The organism is Streptomyces meridianus (genome assembly GCF_023703325.1).
Lineage (GTDB): Bacteria > Actinomycetota > Actinomycetes > Streptomycetales > Streptomycetaceae > Streptomyces > Streptomyces meridianus.
In genome coordinates this window covers 11,737-29,982 of sequence record NZ_JAMQGM010000057.1, presented here as the reverse complement: position 1 = coordinate 29,982, position 18,246 = coordinate 11,737, and the positions used below count along the sequence as shown (strand labels likewise).

Below are 18,246 nucleotides of genomic sequence, written 5' to 3'. Positions count from 1 at the left end.
CGCCGGCTCCGCCCCCGTCGCGGCCGGACCGCCCGGACCCGTCGGGCGAAACCGCGGCGCACCGGCCCCGTGCGGCGGCGGTCCCCGCCGCGTCGCCCGCCGCCCCGGAGCCCGGCTACTCCATCGAGGACGACCTCCCGGCCGAGGACGACCCCGACCTCGACGACACCGCACTGAGCGGCCACGACCTGATCGTCCGGGAGCTCGGCGCGACGGTCGTGGAGGAGATCGTGCACGAGTAGCAGCAGGCGCGGGCTGCTGCCGGCCGACAGCAGCAGCGCGGCCCGGAGCACCGGCGCCTTCGGAGCTGCTCCTGACCGAGGCCCTGTCCGGCAAGTTCCCCCGCCCGGGGGCGCCCGGCGCGCACACTGCTGCGTTGTCGAAACCTCCGGGCAGCCCGCTTACGAGGACGTCTCTCCGCCCTGCATCTGCTCGCACCGGACACCCCCGACCCCGCCTTGCGGGGACAGTGCTCTTTGTCGGACAGGCCGGGGCCGCGTGCGCCGCATTTCAGCCCAAAGCTGAGCGCAGCGGTACCGGCTTTGACCAAAGCCATTCCATCGAGTGATCGCCCCGCTTTCCGGCTGACGAGCGCCCACCCCCCAACTAGGGTGCGGCTGCAACGCACTGCGGCGTGCTGCGCCGCGCTGATCATGCAACTGGCTCACCAGCATTGCGATGTCGGAGCCCGGTGCCACAGTGGGGAGTGGACGCCGACCCCGGGTCAGCACGTCAGCACGAACAGTCAGTGTCAGTTGCCGACAGCAGCAGGGGGTGAATCCGATCGTGTCCGAACTGTCCGGTGCGGAGCCGGGCGCGCGCGTGGCGCAGCAGCGGGCCCTGGCGGTCCTGCGGGTGCGCAACCTCGCCTTGGCACTGGCGTTGCTGCCCGCCGCCGTCGCCGTGGTCCTGCTCGCCGCAAATGCCACGGAGCGGATCGGCGGGCCCGTCTGGGACGCCGTGCGCTGGACGTTCGTCCTGGCGGGCATCGTCGCGCTGGCCTTCGCCACAGTCGTCGGCGCCCTGATCATCCGGGCTGAGCCCGCGGTCAGCCCGACCGTGGCCGTGCCGGAGCGCACGGCACCGGATCTGTACCGGCTGGTGCGGGAGCTCTCGCACCGCTTGGACGTACCGGCGCCGTCGGCCATAGCGCTCACTCCCGACTGCGACAGCTGGCTCGAGGACCGCAGCCATGCCACCCGCCGCCTCTTCGCGGCCCCCCGGCCCGCCGGGGGCGACTCCACCCGGCCGCCGGTCCTGGTCATCGGTTCCCCCTTCCTCTGGTGGATGCGGGTGGCCGAGTTGCGGGCCGTCCTGGCCCCCGTCGTCGCCGGTACCGGTCTGTCCGCGCACCCCGATGTGGCCGCCGCCCGCCGCTTCGTCCGCGGTCTGGACGCCGCGGTGGCCGTGGCGGCCACCCGCTCCGCACTCACCCTCGTCTCCTGGGCCGCCCGGACCATGCTGCGCGAATGCCGGGACCACGCCGCCGAGATGGAGCGCGGAGCGGCCTCCGCGGCCTCCGCCCGCGCCCAGACCGTCGACTACGGCCGGCGCATCGTCGCCCAGGAGCAGGTCGGTCTGGCCTACGCCGGCTGGGACCGGCTGCTGACCCGGGTCGCGCTCCCCGCCTGGCAGATGGGCCGGTGGCCCTCCCGGCTCGACGCCGGGGTGGTGTCCGCGCTGACCGAACTCTCCCGCCGCGACCGGCTCGCCGAGGGGTACGCCTCGCGACTGGGCGAACGGCCGGCCTGCGACCTGCTGGAGGAGCCCGGTCTGGTCGACGAGGCGGCCTCGCTGCTCGCCGCCCGGCTGTTCCACGGTGGGCCGGCCGAACCCGGCCCGGGATGGGCCCCGGTCGGCTGGGACGCGTATCCGGAGGATGTCGTCGACCGGAAGTGGCGCCTGGAAGCCGCCAGACTGCACGCCGTCCTCGACGAGATCACGGCCGCCCGGGCGTCCGAACGGCCTCCCGCCGAGGGACCGGGCGCCGGTGCGGAATCCGCGCGGCCGGGCCCGTCCGTCCCGGGCCCCACCCTCGACCGGGTCATGGCGGCGCTGGCCGCGGACCCCGCCACCGCCCGTGCCGAGCCCGGCGCCGGGAGCCGTGACCCCAGTGCGCCGGACGGTGACGACGACGCGTACCCATGCCGGGAAGACCTGGTCAGTGCGGCCGGGGCACGCGTCGGATCGGCGATCGCCTCCCGGATCGCCGACGAGGACGCCGCAGCCGGACGCGGCCGCTCCGCCCCCAGCGCCGTGGCGAAGGCGGGGGATCTCGACGGCTGCGTTCCGCTCTTCCCGCTGCAGCCCGAACGCACCGTCCGGGAACTGCTCGCCGAACACGTGACGGCCATGGTCTGCTGCGCCGCGATGGACACCGCCGGTGCGCAGCCCGGCCTGGACTGGCTCGACGGGCCGGTACTGCGGCTGCGTGACGGTCGCAGCGCCGGCCTGGGCGACGCAGTGGGAAGCCTGGTCGAGGACGGGGACGCCGGGCCGCTCCGCGACTGGCTCGCCGGGCCGGGTGTCCGCACCGACAAACCGGTTCGTCTGGTCTGAACCGTCTCCCCCTTTTCGTGGCACCCGTACCCGCAAAGCGCCACGAAAGGTTACGGTGACAGCGCTCAGTGTGATGTGCAGCGTGTGCAAGGCCGCGGTCCGGGGGGACTCCGCGGCAGACGGGAAGGGATCGTTCGTGGGGACGGACAGAATCCGCCGCTGGGAGTCGGAACTGCTCACTCAGACGAGCCCGGGGATCGTCCCGTGGTACGTCGAACCCGTCCCGGCCCTCCTCGACGGAGCTGCGCCTGCGGAGCCCGGTCTGCCCCTGGCGCCGGGGGACGGCTCCGTGGATCACGGACCGGCCCCGTCCGGCCGCCCGATTCCCACCCCGCGGCGCAGCGGCGCCGGCCCGCGTTCCGCCGACGACGTGCACGGCCAGATCAAGGGCTTCGCCTCGACCGGTGCGGTCGCCCCCGGCGAGGCCATCGACTTCCGCATCACCGTCAACCCGCCGCAGCAGTACGGCGTGGACATCTACCGCATCGGCCACTGCAACGGCGACGGCGCCGTGAAGGTCACGAGCAGCCCGCGGCTGTCCGGCATCGTGCAGCCCGCACCCCTCACCGCGGAACGGACGGTGTCCTGCCACCACTGGTGGCTCTCCTGGCGGCTCCAGGTGCCGGCCGATTGGGCTGCCGGGGCGTATGTCGCCGTGCTGACCACCGCCGACGGCTACCGCAGCCACATCCCCTTCACGGTCCGCACCGTCGCACCCCCCGAAGCCCGGGGGCCGGGCGGTCGTCCCCCGCTCGCCGATCTGCTGCTGGTGCTCCCCGACGTCACCTGGCAGGCGTACAACGTCTACCCCGAGGACGGCCGCACCGGCGCCAGCCTCCACCATGCGTGGGACGAGAACGGCCGGCTGCTCGGCGAGGACGACGCCGCGGTCACCGTCTCGTTCGACCGGCCGTACGCGGGCACCGGACTGCCGCTGCACATCGGGCAGGCCTACGACTTCATCCGGTGGGCCGAGCGATACGGGTACACGCCGGCCTACGCCGACGCACGTGACCTGCACGCGGGCCGCATCGACCCGTCCCGCTACCGCGGGGTGGTGTTCCCGGGGCGGGGCGAGTACTGGTCGGAGCCGATGCGCCGGGCCGCCGAATGGGCCCGGGACAGCGGAACCTCGCTCGTCTTCCTCTCGGCCGGCACCCTGTACCGGCGGGCCGAGCTGATGGCGTCACCGTCGGGAGACCCCGACCGCCTGCTGAGCTGCCGCAAGCGCCGCGGGGTGGGGATCGGGCGGCCGGTCACGTGGCGCGATGCGGGGGAGTCCGAGCAGCTGCTGCTGGGCGTTCAGTACGCGGGCCGGGTCCCCGAGCCCCGTCCTCTGGTCGTCCGCAACGCCGGCCAGTGGCTGTGGGAGGGGACCGGGTGTGGGGACGGCGACGAACTGCCCGGGCTCGTCGCGGGGGAGGCCGACCGCTACTACCCCCGTACGCCACTGCCGGAGCATGTCCGCCGGATCCTGCTCTCCCACTCCCCGTTCGAGGACGACGCCGGCGCGGTCCGCCACCAGGAGACGTCGCTGTACCGGGCGCCGAGCGGTGCGCTGGTCTTCGCCGCCGGAACCTCTGCCTGGTGCGCGGCCCTCGGCCGCCCCGGCCACGCGGACGAGCGCATTCAGCGGGCCACGGCCAATCTGCTCGACCGGATCTGCAAGCACGACTGAGGTCTGCCGGCAGCGCGCCCGAACCCTGGCGCGCCTTCGCACCGAGCGATACGGGACAATCGGCACTCCTGGATCAACCTACGCGGAGGAAGCGTGTCCGGATTCGTCGAAAAGCCCGAGCCGGAGCAGGTGCCCGGCCTGGAGCATCTCCACTCCGGCAAGGTCCGGGACCTGTACCGGAATTCCGCGGGCGATCTCGTGATGGTCGCCAGTGACCGGATGTCCGCCTACGACTGGGTGCTTCCCACCGAGATCCCCGACAAGGGCCGCGTGCTGACCCAGCTGTCGCTGTGGTGGTTCAGCCGGCTCGAGGACCTGGTGCCGAACCATGTGCTGAGCGCCGAGGTGCCCGAGGGCGCTCCGCCGGCCTGGGCGGGCCGGACACTGGTGTGCCGGTCTCTGGAGATGGTCCCGGTGGAGTGCGTGGCGCGCGGCTATCTGACCGGCTCCGGGCTGACCGAGTACGAGCAGTCCCGGACGGTGTGCGGCCTGGCCCTGCCCGAGGGGCTGGTCGACGGCTCCGAGTTGCCCGCGCCCCTGTTCACCCCGGCGACGAAGGCGGCGGTGGGCGACCATGACGAGAACGTCCCGTACGAGGAGGTCGCGCGCCGGGTCGGGGCCGAAACGGCGGCCGAACTGCGCCAACTGACGCTGGCGGTGTACGGCCGGGGCCGTGAGATCGCCCGCGAGCGCGGCATCGTGCTGGCGGACACGAAGTTCGAGTTCGGGTTCTCCGGCGAGGAGCTGGTCCTCGCCGACGAGGTGCTGACGCCGGACTCCTCGCGTTTCTGGCCGGCCGACCAGTGGGAGCCGGGTCACGCCCAGCCGTCGTTCGACAAGCAGTTCGTGCGCGACTGGCTGACGTCGCCCGAGTCGGGCTGGGACCGCCGGTCCGAGCAGCCGCCGCCGGAACTCCCCGCCCGGATCGTGGAGCAGACCCGCGCCAAGTACGTGGAGGCCTACGAACGGCTCACCGGAATGTCCTGGACCTAGCCGGTTGACCGGTGGGCCGGGCGTCCGCCGCTGCGGCGGAGGGCGGCCCGGTCCCGCTCGGTGCCGGGTGCGCGGGTGTGACGGACGGGGCCGGTGCCGCTCGGTCGGTTCGGTGCGGAGGGGTTGGTACCGGGGACGGCGAAGGCCCCGGTCGTATTGACCGGGGCCTTCTGTGGAGCGGACGACGAGATTCGAACTCGCGACCCTCACCTTGGCAAGGTGATGCTCTACCAACTGAGCCACGTCCGCATGCCTCCGAACGGCTTTCACCGTACGGCGCGGGCACCACTCTACCTGATCCACCGGAGTGGTCGGTGAGCGATGAGAGCGGGTGACAGGGATTGCACACTGCGCCTCCCTCTTGGAAAGAGGGCGCTCTACTACTGAGCTACACCCGCATGACCCCGTGGGATCCGGCCCTGCGGCCTCGCCCCTCGGCGTGATCCAGACTCTAGCTGATCACCCGGGGTGGGATGCAAGTCGGATCAACTGGCCGCGCGGAACGCTTCGTACACCTTCTTGGGGATCCGGCCGCGGGGCGGCACGTCCATCCCGTGCGACTGGGCCCACGCGCGGACGGCGGAAGGGGCCGGCTCGACCGAGGTGCGGCGGAAGGCCTTGCCGGACCGGGAGCGCTTGCGTCCCGCCTCCATGTAGGGGGCCAGGGCGATCCGAAGCCTCTCGGCGTTCTCCGGATTGAGGTCGATCTCGTACGAAGCGCCGTCGAGGCCGAATGAGACCGTCTCCGCCGCTTCCCCGCCCTCGATGTCGTCGTAGAGCGAGACCACTACGCGTTGCGCCACGGAAATCGGTCCTTTCATGCGGCAATGCCGCGATCTGCGAGTCATGGCCGCCGAGGTTTCGGCAACAAGCCCTTTTTATTTGTACAGCGACCGGCATTGGAATGTGAAGTCCGCGAAATTCTATCCGCGTGTCCGGCCGCAATCCATTCCGTTATTCCCGGATCCCGGTGACGGGCATGAATGGACGGTCCGGTATGGGGCGGAGTGCCTTGTTCTGATGGTCGGAATCATATCTACTCGCGTAGATTTTTCGGCGGGGTACGCTGAGGCCACCGCCTTACGCACCACACCACCGGGAGTGCCAGTGGCACGCGTCGTAGTCGACGTCATGCTCAAGCCGGAGATCCTCGACCCCCAGGGCCAGGCGGTGCAGCGCGCACTGCCCCGCCTCGGGTACCAAGGGATCTCGGACGTCCGTCAGGGCAAGCGATTTGAACTCGAGGTGGAGGGCCCGGTCGACGACGCCGCCCTCACCCGCATCCGCGAGATGGCGGAAACCTTCCTCGCGAACACCGTCATCGAGGATTTCGCAGTGAAGGTCGAATCGTGACCGTTCGTATCGGAGTCGTCACTTTTCCAGGGACCCTCGACGACCGTGACACCCAGCGCGCCGTACGCATCGCAGGTGCCGAACCCGTGCCGCTGTGGCACCGCGACAAGGACCTCAAGCAGGCCGAGGCGATCGTGCTCCCCGGCGGTTTCTCCTACGGGGACTACCTCCGTGCCGGAGCCATCTCGCGCTTCTCGCCCGTCATGGAGGCCGTGGTCGCCGCTGCCCGGGACGGGATGCCCGTACTCGGCATCTGCAACGGCTTCCAACTGCTCACCGAGACGCATCTGCTGCCCGGCGCGATGCTGCGCAACAACCATCTGCACTTCGTCTGCCGGGACCAGAAGCTGCGCGTGGAGAACGCCGGCACCGCCTGGACCGCCGACTACACGGCCGGCCAGGAGATCAGCATCCCGCTGAAGAACATCGACGGCCGCTACGTCGCCGACGAGCGCACCCTCGACGAGCTCGAGGCCGAAGGGCGGGTGGCCTTCCGCTATGCCGGCTGGAACCCCAACGGTTCGCTGCGCGACATCGCGGGCATCGCCAACGCGGCCGGCAACGTCGTCGGCCTCATGCCGCACCCCGAGCACGCCGTCGAGCCGCTCATCGGCACGGGCGGTACCGACGGCCTCGGATTCTTCACCTCGATCCTGAGGAAGCTGGTCAACGTATGACTCTCGACACCGTCTCGCACGCGGCCGGAACCCCGGAGACCGCACTTCCCTGGGCCGAACTCGGCCTGAAGGAGGACGAGTACGAGCGCATCCGCGAGATCCTCGGCCGCCGCCCGACCGGTGCCGAACTGGCCATGTACTCGGTCATGTGGTCCGAGCACTGCTCGTACAAGTCCAGCAAGGTCCACCTCAAGCAGTTCGGCGAGAAGGCCCCGGAGACGGACGCGCTGCTCGTCGGCATCGGCGAGAACGCGGGCGTCGTCGACGTCGGCCAGGGGTACGCGGTCACCTTCAAGGTCGAGTCGCACAACCATCCGTCGTACATCGAGCCCTACCAGGGCGCGGCCACGGGTGTCGGCGGCATCGTCCGCGACATCCTCGCCATGGGCGCCCGCCCGGTCGCCGTGATGGACCCGCTGCGCTTCGGCGCGGCCGACCATCCCGACACCAAGCGGGTACTGCCCGGTGTCGTCGCCGGCATCGGCGGTTACGGCAACTGCCTGGGCCTGCCCAACATCGGCGGCGAGGTCGTCTTCGACCCCTGCTACCAAGGCAATCCGCTGGTCAACGCCCTGTGCGTGGGCGTGATGAAGCACGAGGACATCCACCTCGCCAAGGCATCCGGTGCCGGCAACAAGGTCATCCTCTACGGCGCCCGCACCGGCGGCGACGGCATCGGCGGCGTCTCCGTGCTCGCCTCCGAGACCTTCGACTCGACGAAGCCGGCCAAGCGGCCCGCCGTGCAGGTCGGCGACCCCTTCCAGGAGAAGCTGCTCATCGAGTGCACCCTGGAGATCTTCCGGGAGGATCTGGTCGCCGGGATCCAGGACCTCGGCGGCGCCGGTCTGTCCTGCGCCACCAGCGAACTCGCCTCCGCGGGCTCGGGCGGGATGCGCGTCGAGCTGGACACCGTCCCGCTGCGCGACTCCTCCCTCTCGCCCGAGGAGATCCTCATGAGCGAGTCGCAGGAGCGCATGTGCGCGATCGTCGAGCCCGGCAAGGTGGACCGCTTCCTCGAGATCTGCGAGAAGTGGGACGTCATCGCCACGGTCATCGGTGAGGTGACGGAGGGCGAGCAGCTCGAGATCTTCTGGCACGGCGACAAGATCGTCGATGTGCCGCCGCGGAGCGTCGCGCACGAGGGCCCGACCTATCACCGGCCCTACGCCCGCCCGGACTGGCAGGACGCCCTCCAGGCCGACGACGCCGGTGCGCTGCCCCGGCCGGAGTCGGGCGAGGAACTGCGCAAGCACGTCCTCCAGGTCGTCGCGTCCCCGAACCAGGCGTCCAAGTCCTGGATCACCGACCAGTACGACCGGTTCGTCCAGGGCAACACCGTTCTGGCCCAGCCGGAGGACGCGGGAATGGTCCGGATCGACGAGGAGTCGAACCTGGGCGTCGCCGTCTCCACGGACGGCAACGGCCGCTACACCAAGCTCGACCCCTACACGGGTGCGCAGCTGGCGCTGGCGGAGTCGTATCGCAACGTCGCCGCAGCCGGGGCGAAGCCGCTGGCCGTCTCCGACTGCCTCAACTTCGGCTCTCCCGAGGATCCGGCCGTGATGTGGCAGTTCGCCGAGGCCACCCGCGGTCTCGCCGACGCATGTCTGGAGCTGGGCACGCCGGTGACCGGCGGCAACGTCTCGCTCTACAACCAGACCGGGGAGACGGCGATCCACCCCACGCCGGTCGTGGCCGTTCTGGGAGTGATCGACGACGTCCACCGCCGTACCCCCATGGGGTTCGCGGAGGACGGACAGCTGATCTACCTCCTCGGCGACACCCGCGACGAGCTGGGCGGCTCCGCCTGGTCGCAGGTGGTCCACGACCACCTCGGCGGTCTGCCGCCCCGCGTGGACCTGGAGCGCGAGCGGCTGCTCGCCGAGATCCTGGTCGCCGCCTCCCGTGACGGCATGATCGACGCCGCGCACGACCTCTCGGACGGCGGCCTGGCTCAGGCACTCACCGAGTCCTGTCTCAAGGGCGGCCACGGGGCTCGGATCGTGGTGCCGGACAGCATCGACCCGTTCGTCCTGCTCTTCTCGGAGTCGGCGGGCCGGGCGATCGTCACGGTGCCGCGCAGTGAGGAGGTCCGGTTCAACGACATGTGCGGTGCCCGGGGACTCCCGGTCACCCGCATCGGCATCGTCGACGGCGACGGCATCGATGTGCAGGGGCAGTTCGTGCTTCCGCTCGCCGAACTGCGCGAAGCCCACGAGGCCACGATCCCGGCACTGCTGGCCTGAGCGTCCGGCGTCCCTGCGGCCCCGTCCACAGCTGTGGACCGCCGCAGGGACGCCGCAGCCGCAGAGCCGTGTCTGCGCCTTCGGCCGGGCCGGCCCGGACCGGTGAGACGTACGGGAGGGAGCACGTTCCGCCGGCGCGGCACGAAGCCCCGGTGGTCGGTGGAGCGTTCACCACGTCCGGGGAGCCGGGATCGAAACCCCGGGCCACGGGCTCCTGCCCCGCAGCCGGACCCGCCTCTCCCGGTTCACCCCGCGTCCCCGCCGTACGGCCCTGGCCGCGGGGGCGTTCAGCTCCAGAACCTGTTGGTCTCGTCGATGTCCTGGACGCACTCGTCGAGGTCCGAGATCTTGCCGCCTATGACGGTGAAGAAGATGCCGCCGTGCTGTTCCAGGCCCATGTTGCCCCGGTCGGCGCGGATGCGGTGGACGGACATGACGTGGCCGCGTCCGTCGGCGAAGGCACCTTCGAGGTCGACGCGCATGGTGCCCTGCGTCTCCTCCGCCAGCCGGCCGTACAGCCGCAGGACCGCTTCGCGTCCCTTGTGGTGCCCGGCCAGCGGGTGCTCACCGGGCACGTGGTGGGTGACGTCCGAGGTCATGAGCTGGGAGAGGGCTTCCATGTCCCCGCGCGAGAACGCGTCGTAGCCTTGGCGCACCAGCGCGCAGTCGGGGTGTTCAGTCATGGTGATTCACACCTTTCGAGCCTTTTGCTGCCCTTCTTCCATGGTCCGCCGGGCCCTGCGGGGTGTCCACACCGGCCGCGGGCCGGAAGTCCGGGCAGTGTCGGCGGCCCTGGCTATGCTCGGCGCATGCCGCCACGACCTCGCTCCTACGACCCCGTGAAGGTGCGCGCTGCGCTGTCGGCCGAGGTCGGTTCGGTCAGGGAAGCGCTGCGCGTGATGTGCGCTGCGCCGGATGCGGCCGAGCTGCTCGAAGCACCGGCCGCCGTCGGCCCCTGGACGGTGCGTCAGCTGGCCGAGCGTCTCACCGGCTGCCTCGAGACGGCCGCGCGCCTGGTCCAGGGGGTGACGGTGCGCGGCCGGGCCGAGGTCGGCGTGCTGGACTCCGTCCGCCACCTGCTGTCCGTCGAGGGCTCGGCCCCCGCACCCGCCGGAGGGCATGCCCCCGGGCCTCCGGACGCCGTGCTGCGCGCCTTCGACGCCGCAGCCGAGAAGTTCGGCGTTGCCGCCGCGGTCGACACTGCGAAGGTGGTTCCGGCCGGTGCCGGAGCCATGACCGTGGCCGATCTCCTCACCGTCCTCGTGCTCGAACTCGTCGTCCGGGGCGATGATCTGACGCTCGCCACCGGCACCGCCGTGGCACACGACCGGCAGGCCCTCGCCGTCGCCGTCCGGCTCACTGCCGACGCGCTCGCCGCCGCGGCCCCGGGCGGCTCCGTGGAGGTGCGGATTCCTCCGTTCGCCGTGATCCAGTGCGTCGAGGGGCCCCGGCACACCCGGGGCACGCCGCCGAACGTCGTCGAGGCACCGCCACTGGTCTGGATCCGGCTGGTCTCCGGGCGGCGCTCCTGGCGGGAAGCCCTCGCGGCGGGACAGGTGTCGGCGAGCGGCGAGCGCGCCGACCTCGCCGGGCTGCTGCCCCTGTGCCCCTGACGGCCGGGGCGTGGACGTTCCGCCATCGCTCGCTGCCGCCCCGCACATCACCCGATGGCACTCTTCGGAGTCGCGTGATCTCACAGCGTGACGTTTGCTTGGTGCAGTCCGGCGCAGCCGGCACCAACCTGCTCCGAAGGAGATCAGACGCATGTCGTCCAACCAGATAGCCGCCAAGCGCACCGCCCGTCGTACCGCTGTCGCGCTCGCCACGGGCGCCATGGTGCTCGGCCTCGCCGCCGTGCCCGCAGCGGCCGCGGCGGTCCCGGCTCCCGCGCAGATCGCGCCCGCTCCCGTCCGTGGGGACGTCGCCGTGCGCGGCGGCGCCACCACGTTCAGCCTTCCCGCCGCGTTCGCGGCCGAACTGAAGGCCCAGGGTCTGGCGCTGGCCTGGGTCGACGCCCAGGGCAACGTCCGCAAGGCCGCCGCCGACGCGGCGAAGGGCATGACGCTCGGCATCAAGTCCGGCACCGTCGCCGCCTCCGGCTCCGGACAGGCCGCAGGCCGCCTCGCCTACACCGACGCCGGCTTCGCCGTCGTCAACACCAGGACCGACGAGTCGCTGCGCATCACCCACCTCGCGGCGGACCTCGGCAAGGGCGAGATGCTGGCCTCGGTCAACGGGGGCAGCCAGGTCGTGATCGGCCACTTCGAGCGGCCGACGGTCGACAGCACCACGGTCGACCTCGGCTCCCGCGTGATGACGGTCACGGGTTCCGTCCGCCTGGACGCGGCCGTCGCGCAGCGTGCCAACGAGGCCGTCGGGGCGAAGATCTTCGCCGCCGACAAGGTGGCGTTCGACACACGCACTTTCGTGGCTCTCGACGGCCAGGCCGACCTGCAGCAGGCCTTCGGACTGAAGGAGCAGCCGGCCCGGGAGGCCGACTCCCAGGCCGCGGAGCCCGGTGTCGAAGCGGGTGCGGACGTCCCGGCCCGTCGGTAGCCGGCGAGTCCGGCCGGCGTCCCACCGGCGCCCGGCCGTGAGCAGAGGGAGCGGCCCGTGACCGGACCGTTCCCTCTGCCGGATTCCCCGGTTCGGCCGAATCGGGGACCTGGCCTAGACTCGGTGCCGTGCCACGTGGTGACGGACGACTCAGCCACGATCTCCTCCCCGGCGAGAAGGGCCCTCAGGACGCATGCGGCGTCTTCGGGGTCTGGGCTCCGGGCGAAGAGGTCGCCAAACTCACCTATTTCGGGCTGTATGCGCTGCAGCACCGGGGACAGGAGTCCGCGGGCATCGCAGTGAGCAACGGCTCGCAGATCCTGGTCTTCAAGGACATGGGTCTGGTTTCGCAGGTCTTCGACGAAACCTCCCTCGGCTCCCTGCGCGGACACATCGCCGTGGGCCATGCCCGCTACTCCACGACCGGTTCCTCCGTCTGGGAGAACGCCCAACCGACGTTCCGCGCGACCGCGCACGGTTCCATCGCACTCGGCCACAACGGCAACCTGGTCAACACGGCCGAGCTGGCCCGGCTCGTGGCCGGCCTGCCCCGGGAGAACGGGCGCGCCAACCAGGTCGCCGCGACCAACGACACCGACCTCGTCACCGCTCTGCTCGCGGGCCAGGTCGGCGAGGACGGCAAGCCGCTCACCGTCGAGCAGGCGGCCCCCCTGGTACTCCCGAAGGTCAAGGGCGCGTTCTCGCTCGTCTTCATGGACGAGCACACCCTCTACGCCGCCCGCGACGTGCAGGGCATCCGCCCGCTGGTGCTCGGCCGCCTCGAGCGCGGCTGGGTGGTGGCCAGCGAGACGGCTGCCCTGGACATCTGCGGTGCCAGTTTCATCCGGGAGATCGAGCCGGGCGAGATGGTCGCCATCGACGAGGACGGACTGCGCAGCACACGGTTCGCCGAGGCCAGGCCCAAGGGCTGCGCCTTCGAGTACGTGTACCTGGCACGGCCCGACACGGACATCGCCGGCCGGAACGTCTACCTGTCCCGCGTGGAGATGGGCCGCAAGCTGGCCGCCGAGGCTCCGGCCGACGCCGACCTGGTGATACCGACTCCGGAGTCCGGCACCCCGGCCGCGGTCGGGTACGCCGAGGCGAGCGGCATTCCCTACGGCTCCGGCCTGGTGAAGAACAGTTACGTGGGCCGCACGTTCATCCAGCCCAGCCAGACGATCCGGCAGCTCGGCATCCGGCTCAAGCTCAACCCGCTCAAGGAAGTCATCCGAGGCAAGCGCCTGGTCGTGGTCGACGACTCCATCGTCCGCGGGAACACCCAGCGCGCACTGGTCCGGATGCTCCGTGAGGCGGGGGCGGCCGAGGTGCACGTCCGGATCTCCTCGCCGCCGATCAAGTGGCCCTGCTTCTTCGGCATCGACTTCGCCACCCGCGCCGAGCTGATCGCCAACGGGCTCTCCGTCGAGGAGATCGGCAAGTCCCTCGGAGCGGATTCACTGGCGTACATCTCCATCGACGGCATGATCGAGGCGACCACGATCCCGAAGCAGAACCTCTGCCGGGCCTGCTTCGACGGCGAGTACCCGATGGAGCTGCCCGACCCGGGGCTGCTGGGCAAGCACCTCCTGGAGTCGGAGACGGCCGAACCCGCACGCAGCGACGCTGACGGGGTCGAGACGCTGACCGCCGGTCTCGGCGGCGGCGACGCCCTCCGACGTCCCTGACCGCCTGGCTGCCCACGCCCGCCCACGACACGAAAGTTCTCTTGTGATGTCTGCTGTGCCATCCGCGGGGGGAGTTCCCGCAGCCCAGGGCACCGGTGCCAGTTATGCGGCCGCGGGTGTCGACATCGAGGCCGGGGACCGCGCCGTCGACCTGATGAAGGTCTGGGTGAAGAAGGCCACCCGTCCCGAGGTGGTCGGCGGTCTCGGAGGCTTCGCGGGCCTCTTCGACGCCTCGGTGCTCAAGCGGTACGAGCGCCCGCTGCTCGCCTCGGCCACCGACGGCGTCGGTACCAAGGTGGACATCGCCCGGCAGATGGGCGTGTACGACAGCATCGGCCACGACCTGGTCGGCATGGTCGTCGACGATCTCGTGGTCTGCGGTGCCGAGCCGCTGTTCATGACCGACTACATCTGTGTCGGCAAGGTGCACCCGGAGCGTGTGGCCTCGATCGTCAAGGGCATCGCCGAGGGTTGCGTCCTGGCGGGCTGCGCGCTCGTCGGCGGGGAGACGGCCGAACACCCGGGGCTGCTGGGCGCGGACGAGTTCGACGTCGCGGGCGCCGGTACCGGCGTGGTCGAGGCGGACCACCTGCTGGGCGCGGAGCGCGTCCGGGCGGGCGACGCGGTGATCGCGATGGCGTCGTCCGGACTTCACTCGAACGGGTACTCGCTCGTCCGCCATGTGGTCTTCGACCGTGCGGGCTGGTCGCTGGACCGCGAGGTCGCCGAGTTCGGCCGGACTCTCGGCGAGGAACTGCTCGAGCCGACCAAGATCTACGCATTGGACTGCCTGGCGCTCACCCGCACCGCGGAGGTCCACGCCTTCTCGCACATCACCGGTGGAGGGCTGGCGAACAACCTGGCACGGGTGATCCCGGATTCCCTGCACGCCGGGATCGACCGAGCGTCCTGGGCCCCCGGCCCGGTCTTCGACCTGGTCGGAAAGGCCGGGCGGGTCGAGCGCCCCGAGCTGGAGAAGACCCTGAACATGGGGGTCGGCATGATGGCGATCGTGCCGCAGGAGTCGGTGGACGTCGCTCTGGCCACGCTTGCGGACCGTGGCGTGGACGCCTGGGTCGCCGGCGGGATCACCGAGCGCGGCGACCGCTCCGAGGCCGTGACCCTGACCGGTGATTACGGGGCTTGAGACCGTTTCCGGCCTGCGGGAACACCAAAGGGCCGGCCCGGGGGCCACCCCGGGACCGGCTCAGTGGACGTGCTCAGCAAGCAGCCGACGCCACGACGTCAGGCGCCGCGGCGATGCGCGGACTGGTCCGACGAACCGTCGCTGTCCTCGTCCTCGTCGTTGTAGAGATCCGCGTACTGTGCGTACGGGTCGTCCGGCTCATCGCCCTCGAACCGCTCACCGTTCGGCGGTTGCTTGGACGTAGATGCGCCCAGCTCGTCGGCCAGACGTGAGAGATCAGTCCCACCGCTGTTGTACTTCAGCTGGCGGGCGACCTTTGTCTGCTTGGCCTTGGCCCGGCCGCGCCCCATGGCTCGACCCCCTCAATGACGGGGCTCGACGGCCCCAGAGTCTTGACACGCGTTCATGAGTCGGAGCGGACTCTCGAAGGAGAGACCGGTCCGTAGGGCTTCAACGGTACCTGCTTCCGCGGCCATACGGTACGTCGCCCGCATGACGTGCCACGCAGCACAACCCTCGAGGAGCCCCGTCCTCGCTGGTCAGTTCCGATTTTACCTTCTGTCGCGGATCGACCCGCCCAGGGGTGGTGAGGCATGTCTCGCACGCGGGCTCCGGGCGCAGAGCCGCGGTCACCGTCCGCAGCCGACACGATTCCGGCCCGTGTCCGCAGCGGGCACCGGTCGGGATGCCGGCGCGGGACGCGGGCCGCAATCGGCGCGGGGGACGTCAGGCCCGGCGGGCCTCCGCCATCCGCTGCTCGGCGATCCGGTCGGCGGCGGCCGCCGGGGGAATGCCGTCGGACTGTGCACGTGCGAATATGGCGGCCGTCGTGTCGAAGATCTTCGTCGCCTGCGCCTTGGCACGGTCGAAGTCGAAGCCGTGGAGCTCGTCCGCGACCTGGATCACACCACCCGCGTTCACCACGTAGTCCGGCGCGTACAGGATGTCCCGGTTGGCGAGGTCCTTCTCGACGCCCGGGTGGGCGAGCTGGTTGTTGGCGGCGCCGCAGACCAGCTTGGCGCTGAGGACCGGCACCGTCTCGTCGTCGAGGGCTCCGCCCAGCGCGCAGGGGGCGTAGACGTCCAGGTCCGCGCGGATCAGCGCACTGGTGTCGGCGACCGCCGTGACCTGCGGGTGCCGGGCGCGGATCCGGTCGACGGACTCCACCCGTACGTCCGTCACCACGACCTCGGCGCCGTCCTCGATGAGGTGGTCGACCAGGTGGTGGCCCACCTTGCCGACCCCGGCGACGCCGACTTTGCGGCCGCGCAGGGTGGGCGCTCCCCAGAGGTGCTCGGCGCCGGCCCGCATGCCCTGGAAGACGCCGAAGGCGGTCAGGACGGACGAGTCGCCGGCTCCGCCGTTCTCCGGCGAACGGCCCGTGACGTGCCTGCTCTCCCGTGCGACGACATCCATGTCCGCCACGTAGGTGCCGACGTCACAGGCCGTGATGTAGCGGCCGCCGAGGGACTCGACGAAGCGGCCGTAGGCGAGCAGCAGTTCCTCGCTCTTGATGCCGCCGTCGGTCACGGCCGCGGGGTCACCGATGATCACTGCCTTGCCGCCGCCGAGCGGCAGGCCGGCCAGCGCGTTCTTGTACGACATCCCGCGGGAGAGGTTCAGCGCGTCCAGGACGGCCTCTTCCTCGGTGGCGTAGGGGTGGAAGCGGGTGCCGCCGAGGGCCGGGCCCAACGCGGTGGAGTGGACGGCGATGACGGCCTTGAGGCCGCTCGCGCGGTCCTGGCAGATGACGACCTGCTCATGGCCGCCCTGCTCGGAGCGGAACAGCGTGGTCAGCACGGACGACCCGGTGGGGCCTGGGGTGCCGGCGAGGGGACGCACGTCGGTCACGGTGGTGACTCCCGAAGTCTTGATGGGCGCCCTCCCTGGGTGGTGGAGGGCCGATGAGGTCAGCGTAGGTCCTGCGGACCCGGCGGATAAGCACCCTGCCCGGGAAGACCCCCCTGCGGGCTATCGGCATGGGACGATCTGCTCGGTTCCCGGAGGTCGGTTCGGCAGCGACGGAGGAGTGGGCGTGGCCTTGGCGTCATCGGTGGTGGTCCCTTACACGGCATACCTCCGGGTCTACGAACCGCTGGCCGCCTTCCCGGAGCCCGAGCGCTCCCACTGGAGCCGCTACGCGGCCCGGGGCGAGGCCCCCACCGCCCAGGACGAGCTGCGCCGCTCGCTCGCCGATCTTCTCCCGGTGCCCCCGGTTCCGGTTCCGGTCCACGAGAGTGCGGACGCGTTCGTCGCGGTGGTGGACGGGGTGACCTGCATCTGCCCCTGGCGTACCCGGTTGCGGGGCTGGCAGGCGCTGGGCCGACTGACGGACATGCTGCCCGCGCCCGCTCTCGACGCCGCGCTGCCGCCGGTGGTGCGCCGGCAGGCCGAGACGGACTACGAGCGGTGGCTGGAGCGCAATCCCGACTCGCGGCCCTGGATCCGTTCGGCGACCTGGCACGTTCCGGTCAGGTGGTTCGTGCTCTTCGAGGACTCCGAGCGGGAGTGGTCAACCGATGAGAAGGCGCCCGCACTGCGGTACCGGACGCCGATGGCGCAGGCGCGCCGCCGGGTTGCGCGCGGTCTGAAGGTGCTGCGGGACGCACTGGAGGACAGCCCGTTGGTCGACGGCCTGGAGGATGTGGGCCGGTGGCTGGAGGAGTTCCACCCGCGCTCCGTCGTGGAGCTGGACTACGGCGGGCTGGTGCACGTCATCGGTGCCGGAAAGCTGGACGAGGACCGCTCCGCGGCAGACGTGAACGAGGGTTTGGAGGCCCTACGGGCCGACGACGGGGCGCGGGCCGGTGAGGCATACCGGCGGCTGACCGATCGCTGGCGGCCCGTGAGGGACCGTCAGTTCGCGAGCTGAGCGACCGGTCCGGGGTGTTCGGGAAGACGCCGTCGGTCGGTGCGTGGGGGACTTCCGACACCTTCCCGGGACGTACGTCCCGATCCGGATGGTCCGGGCCATTGCGGCAAGCGTGACGGACGGCACTCACCCGGGCCTTGCCCTGACGCACCACCGTCGTGCCAAAATAGGACAAGGAGTCCGGGAAGGGCTCCTTGCGCCCTACTGGGGCGGGTTGACTGCTTTTTGTGCTCTCTGGGTAGTTCTCGGCGGAGGCCGTGACGTGCTGATCATGCTGTGACTGATGGTTACGACGAGGTGACTGTCCGTTATGGCATGGTCCATCGGCTTCCGTAGAGGTTGAACACCTCAGAGGGCAATTCCATCGGTTTGGCCGACGGCGCTGGACAGATGGTGTAGTTGTAGTGCCGAGGACAAGCCGTTCGTCCTATTACCGACTCGGTCTGCGTGCGCCATTTCGGGCAACGTAGGCCAAGG

The 18,246-nt window shown here is 71.0% G+C and carries 15 protein-coding genes, 2 tRNA genes and 1 pseudogene; 12 read left to right on the top strand and 6 right to left on the bottom strand.

The features are described from left to right. The 4 genes and pseudogenes from M1E25_RS23730 to M1E25_RS23715 form a co-directional block, all read left to right on the top strand. Positions 1–242, top strand: a pseudogene (locus M1E25_RS23730) (DNA polymerase III subunit gamma and tau); the annotation flags it as partial. Between the two features lie 541 nt (positions 243–783). Continuing rightward, positions 784–2,559, top strand: coding sequence for a M48 family metalloprotease (locus M1E25_RS23725; RefSeq protein WP_251419022.1), 1,776 nt, complete (start codon positions 784–786; stop codon positions 2,557–2,559). Between the two features lie 136 nt (positions 2,560–2,695). After that, entirely contained in the window at positions 2,696–4,237 is a 1,542-nt protein-coding gene (locus tag M1E25_RS23720) for a N,N-dimethylformamidase beta subunit family domain-containing protein (RefSeq protein ID WP_372501368.1), read from the top strand. A 93-nt stretch (positions 4,238–4,330) separates the two neighbouring features. Then, positions 4,331–5,230, top strand: coding sequence for a phosphoribosylaminoimidazolesuccinocarboxamide synthase (locus M1E25_RS23715; RefSeq protein WP_251419016.1), 900 nt, complete (start codon positions 4,331–4,333; stop codon positions 5,228–5,230). Positions 5,231–5,403: 173 nt separating this feature from the next. Here the strand turns inward: M1E25_RS23715 and M1E25_RS23710 are convergent. From M1E25_RS23710 to M1E25_RS23700, 3 genes are all read right to left on the bottom strand, one after another. Further along, positions 5,404–5,479 (bottom strand) — tRNA-Gly (locus tag M1E25_RS23710). Positions 5,480–5,556: 77 nt separating this feature from the next. Then, positions 5,557–5,628: transfer RNA gene (locus tag M1E25_RS23705), tRNA-Gly, on the bottom strand. 87 nt (positions 5,629–5,715) lie between these two features. Then, the gene (locus tag M1E25_RS23700; RefSeq protein WP_251419014.1) at positions 5,716–6,033 is read right to left on the bottom strand and encodes a histone-like nucleoid-structuring protein Lsr2; all 318 of its coding nucleotides are present in this window, start codon (positions 6,031–6,033) and stop codon (positions 5,716–5,718) included. Between the two features lie 304 nt (positions 6,034–6,337). Between M1E25_RS23700 and purS the strand changes: the two genes are divergently transcribed. From purS to purL, 3 genes are read left to right on the top strand one after another with little or no spacing between them, the layout of a single operon-like run. Beyond that, entirely contained in the window at positions 6,338–6,583 is a 246-nt protein-coding gene (purS, locus tag M1E25_RS23695; RefSeq protein ID WP_251419012.1) for a phosphoribosylformylglycinamidine synthase subunit PurS, read from the top strand. Then, positions 6,580–7,260: a phosphoribosylformylglycinamidine synthase subunit PurQ gene (gene purQ, locus M1E25_RS23690; protein ID WP_251419010.1), complete on the top strand. Its 681-nt coding sequence runs from the start codon at positions 6,580–6,582 to the stop codon at positions 7,258–7,260. The genes purS and purQ overlap by 4 nt, the downstream gene beginning before the upstream one ends. After that, entirely contained in the window at positions 7,257–9,506 is a 2,250-nt protein-coding gene (gene purL, locus M1E25_RS23685; RefSeq protein WP_251419007.1) for a phosphoribosylformylglycinamidine synthase subunit PurL, read from the top strand. The genes purQ and purL overlap by 4 nt, the downstream gene beginning before the upstream one ends. Before the next feature lie 287 nt (positions 9,507–9,793). Here the strand turns inward: purL and M1E25_RS23680 are convergent, their stop codons facing one another. Further along, the gene (locus M1E25_RS23680) at positions 9,794–10,189 is read right to left on the bottom strand and encodes a nuclear transport factor 2 family protein (protein WP_251419005.1); all 396 of its coding nucleotides are present in this window, start codon (positions 10,187–10,189) and stop codon (positions 9,794–9,796) included. Between the two features lie 126 nt (positions 10,190–10,315). Here M1E25_RS23680 and M1E25_RS23675 point away from each other — a divergent pair, with 126 nt between their 5' ends. The 4 genes from M1E25_RS23675 to purM all read left to right on the top strand — a co-directional run bounded on the left by M1E25_RS23675 (position 10,316) and on the right by purM (position 14,897). Further along, positions 10,316–11,119: a sterol carrier family protein gene (locus M1E25_RS23675; protein ID WP_251419003.1), complete on the top strand. Its 804-nt coding sequence runs from the start codon at positions 10,316–10,318 to the stop codon at positions 11,117–11,119. Between the two features lie 151 nt (positions 11,120–11,270). Next, positions 11,271–12,062 carry a hypothetical protein gene (locus M1E25_RS23670; protein WP_251419001.1) on the top strand — a complete coding sequence of 264 codons (792 nt, stop codon included), beginning with the start codon at positions 11,271–11,273 and terminating at the stop codon, positions 12,060–12,062. Between the two features lie 128 nt (positions 12,063–12,190). Continuing rightward, entirely contained in the window at positions 12,191–13,750 is a 1,560-nt protein-coding gene (purF, locus tag M1E25_RS23665; protein WP_251418999.1) for an amidophosphoribosyltransferase, read from the top strand. 46 nt (positions 13,751–13,796) lie between these two features. After that, entirely contained in the window at positions 13,797–14,897 is a 1,101-nt protein-coding gene (purM, locus tag M1E25_RS23660) for a phosphoribosylformylglycinamidine cyclo-ligase (RefSeq protein ID WP_251418997.1), read from the top strand. Positions 14,898–14,995: 98 nt separating this feature from the next. Here purM and M1E25_RS23655 read toward each other — a convergent pair whose 3' ends face one another. Both M1E25_RS23655 and M1E25_RS23650 read right to left on the bottom strand, forming a co-directional pair. Beyond that, the gene (locus M1E25_RS23655) at positions 14,996–15,247 is read right to left on the bottom strand and encodes a DUF3073 domain-containing protein (protein ID WP_251418995.1); all 252 of its coding nucleotides are present in this window, start codon (positions 15,245–15,247) and stop codon (positions 14,996–14,998) included. Between the two features lie 376 nt (positions 15,248–15,623). After that, a complete protein-coding gene (locus M1E25_RS23650; RefSeq protein ID WP_308290471.1) occupies positions 15,624–16,748 on the bottom strand; it encodes a Glu/Leu/Phe/Val family dehydrogenase in 1,125 nt (374 codons plus the stop codon). 184 nt (positions 16,749–16,932) lie between these two features. Between M1E25_RS23650 and M1E25_RS23645 the strand changes: the two genes are divergently transcribed. Beyond that, complete coding sequence (locus tag M1E25_RS23645) at positions 16,933–17,769, top strand: DUF8083 family protein (protein ID WP_251418993.1); 837 nt, start codon at positions 16,933–16,935, stop codon at positions 17,767–17,769. Positions 17,770–18,246 lie beyond the last annotated feature (477 nt).

Excerpts from the sequence above, each read along its gene's own strand:
- purL (WP_251419007.1), top strand. The coding sequence starts at position 7,257 with ATGACTCTCGACACCGTCTCGCACGCGGCCGGAACCCCGGAGACCGCA.
- M1E25_RS23680 (WP_251419005.1), bottom strand. The coding sequence starts at position 10,189 with ATGACTGAACACCCCGACTGCGCGCTGGTGCGCCAAGGCTACGACGCG.
- M1E25_RS23675 (WP_251419003.1), top strand. The coding sequence starts at position 10,316 with ATGCCGCCACGACCTCGCTCCTACGACCCCGTGAAGGTGCGCGCTGCG.
- M1E25_RS23670 (WP_251419001.1), top strand. The coding sequence starts at position 11,271 with ATGTCGTCCAACCAGATAGCCGCCAAGCGCACCGCCCGTCGTACCGCT.
- purM (WP_251418997.1), top strand. The coding sequence starts at position 13,797 with ATGTCTGCTGTGCCATCCGCGGGGGGAGTTCCCGCAGCCCAGGGCACC.
- M1E25_RS23655 (WP_251418995.1), bottom strand. The coding sequence starts at position 15,247 with ATGGGGCGCGGCCGGGCCAAGGCCAAGCAGACAAAGGTCGCCCGCCAG.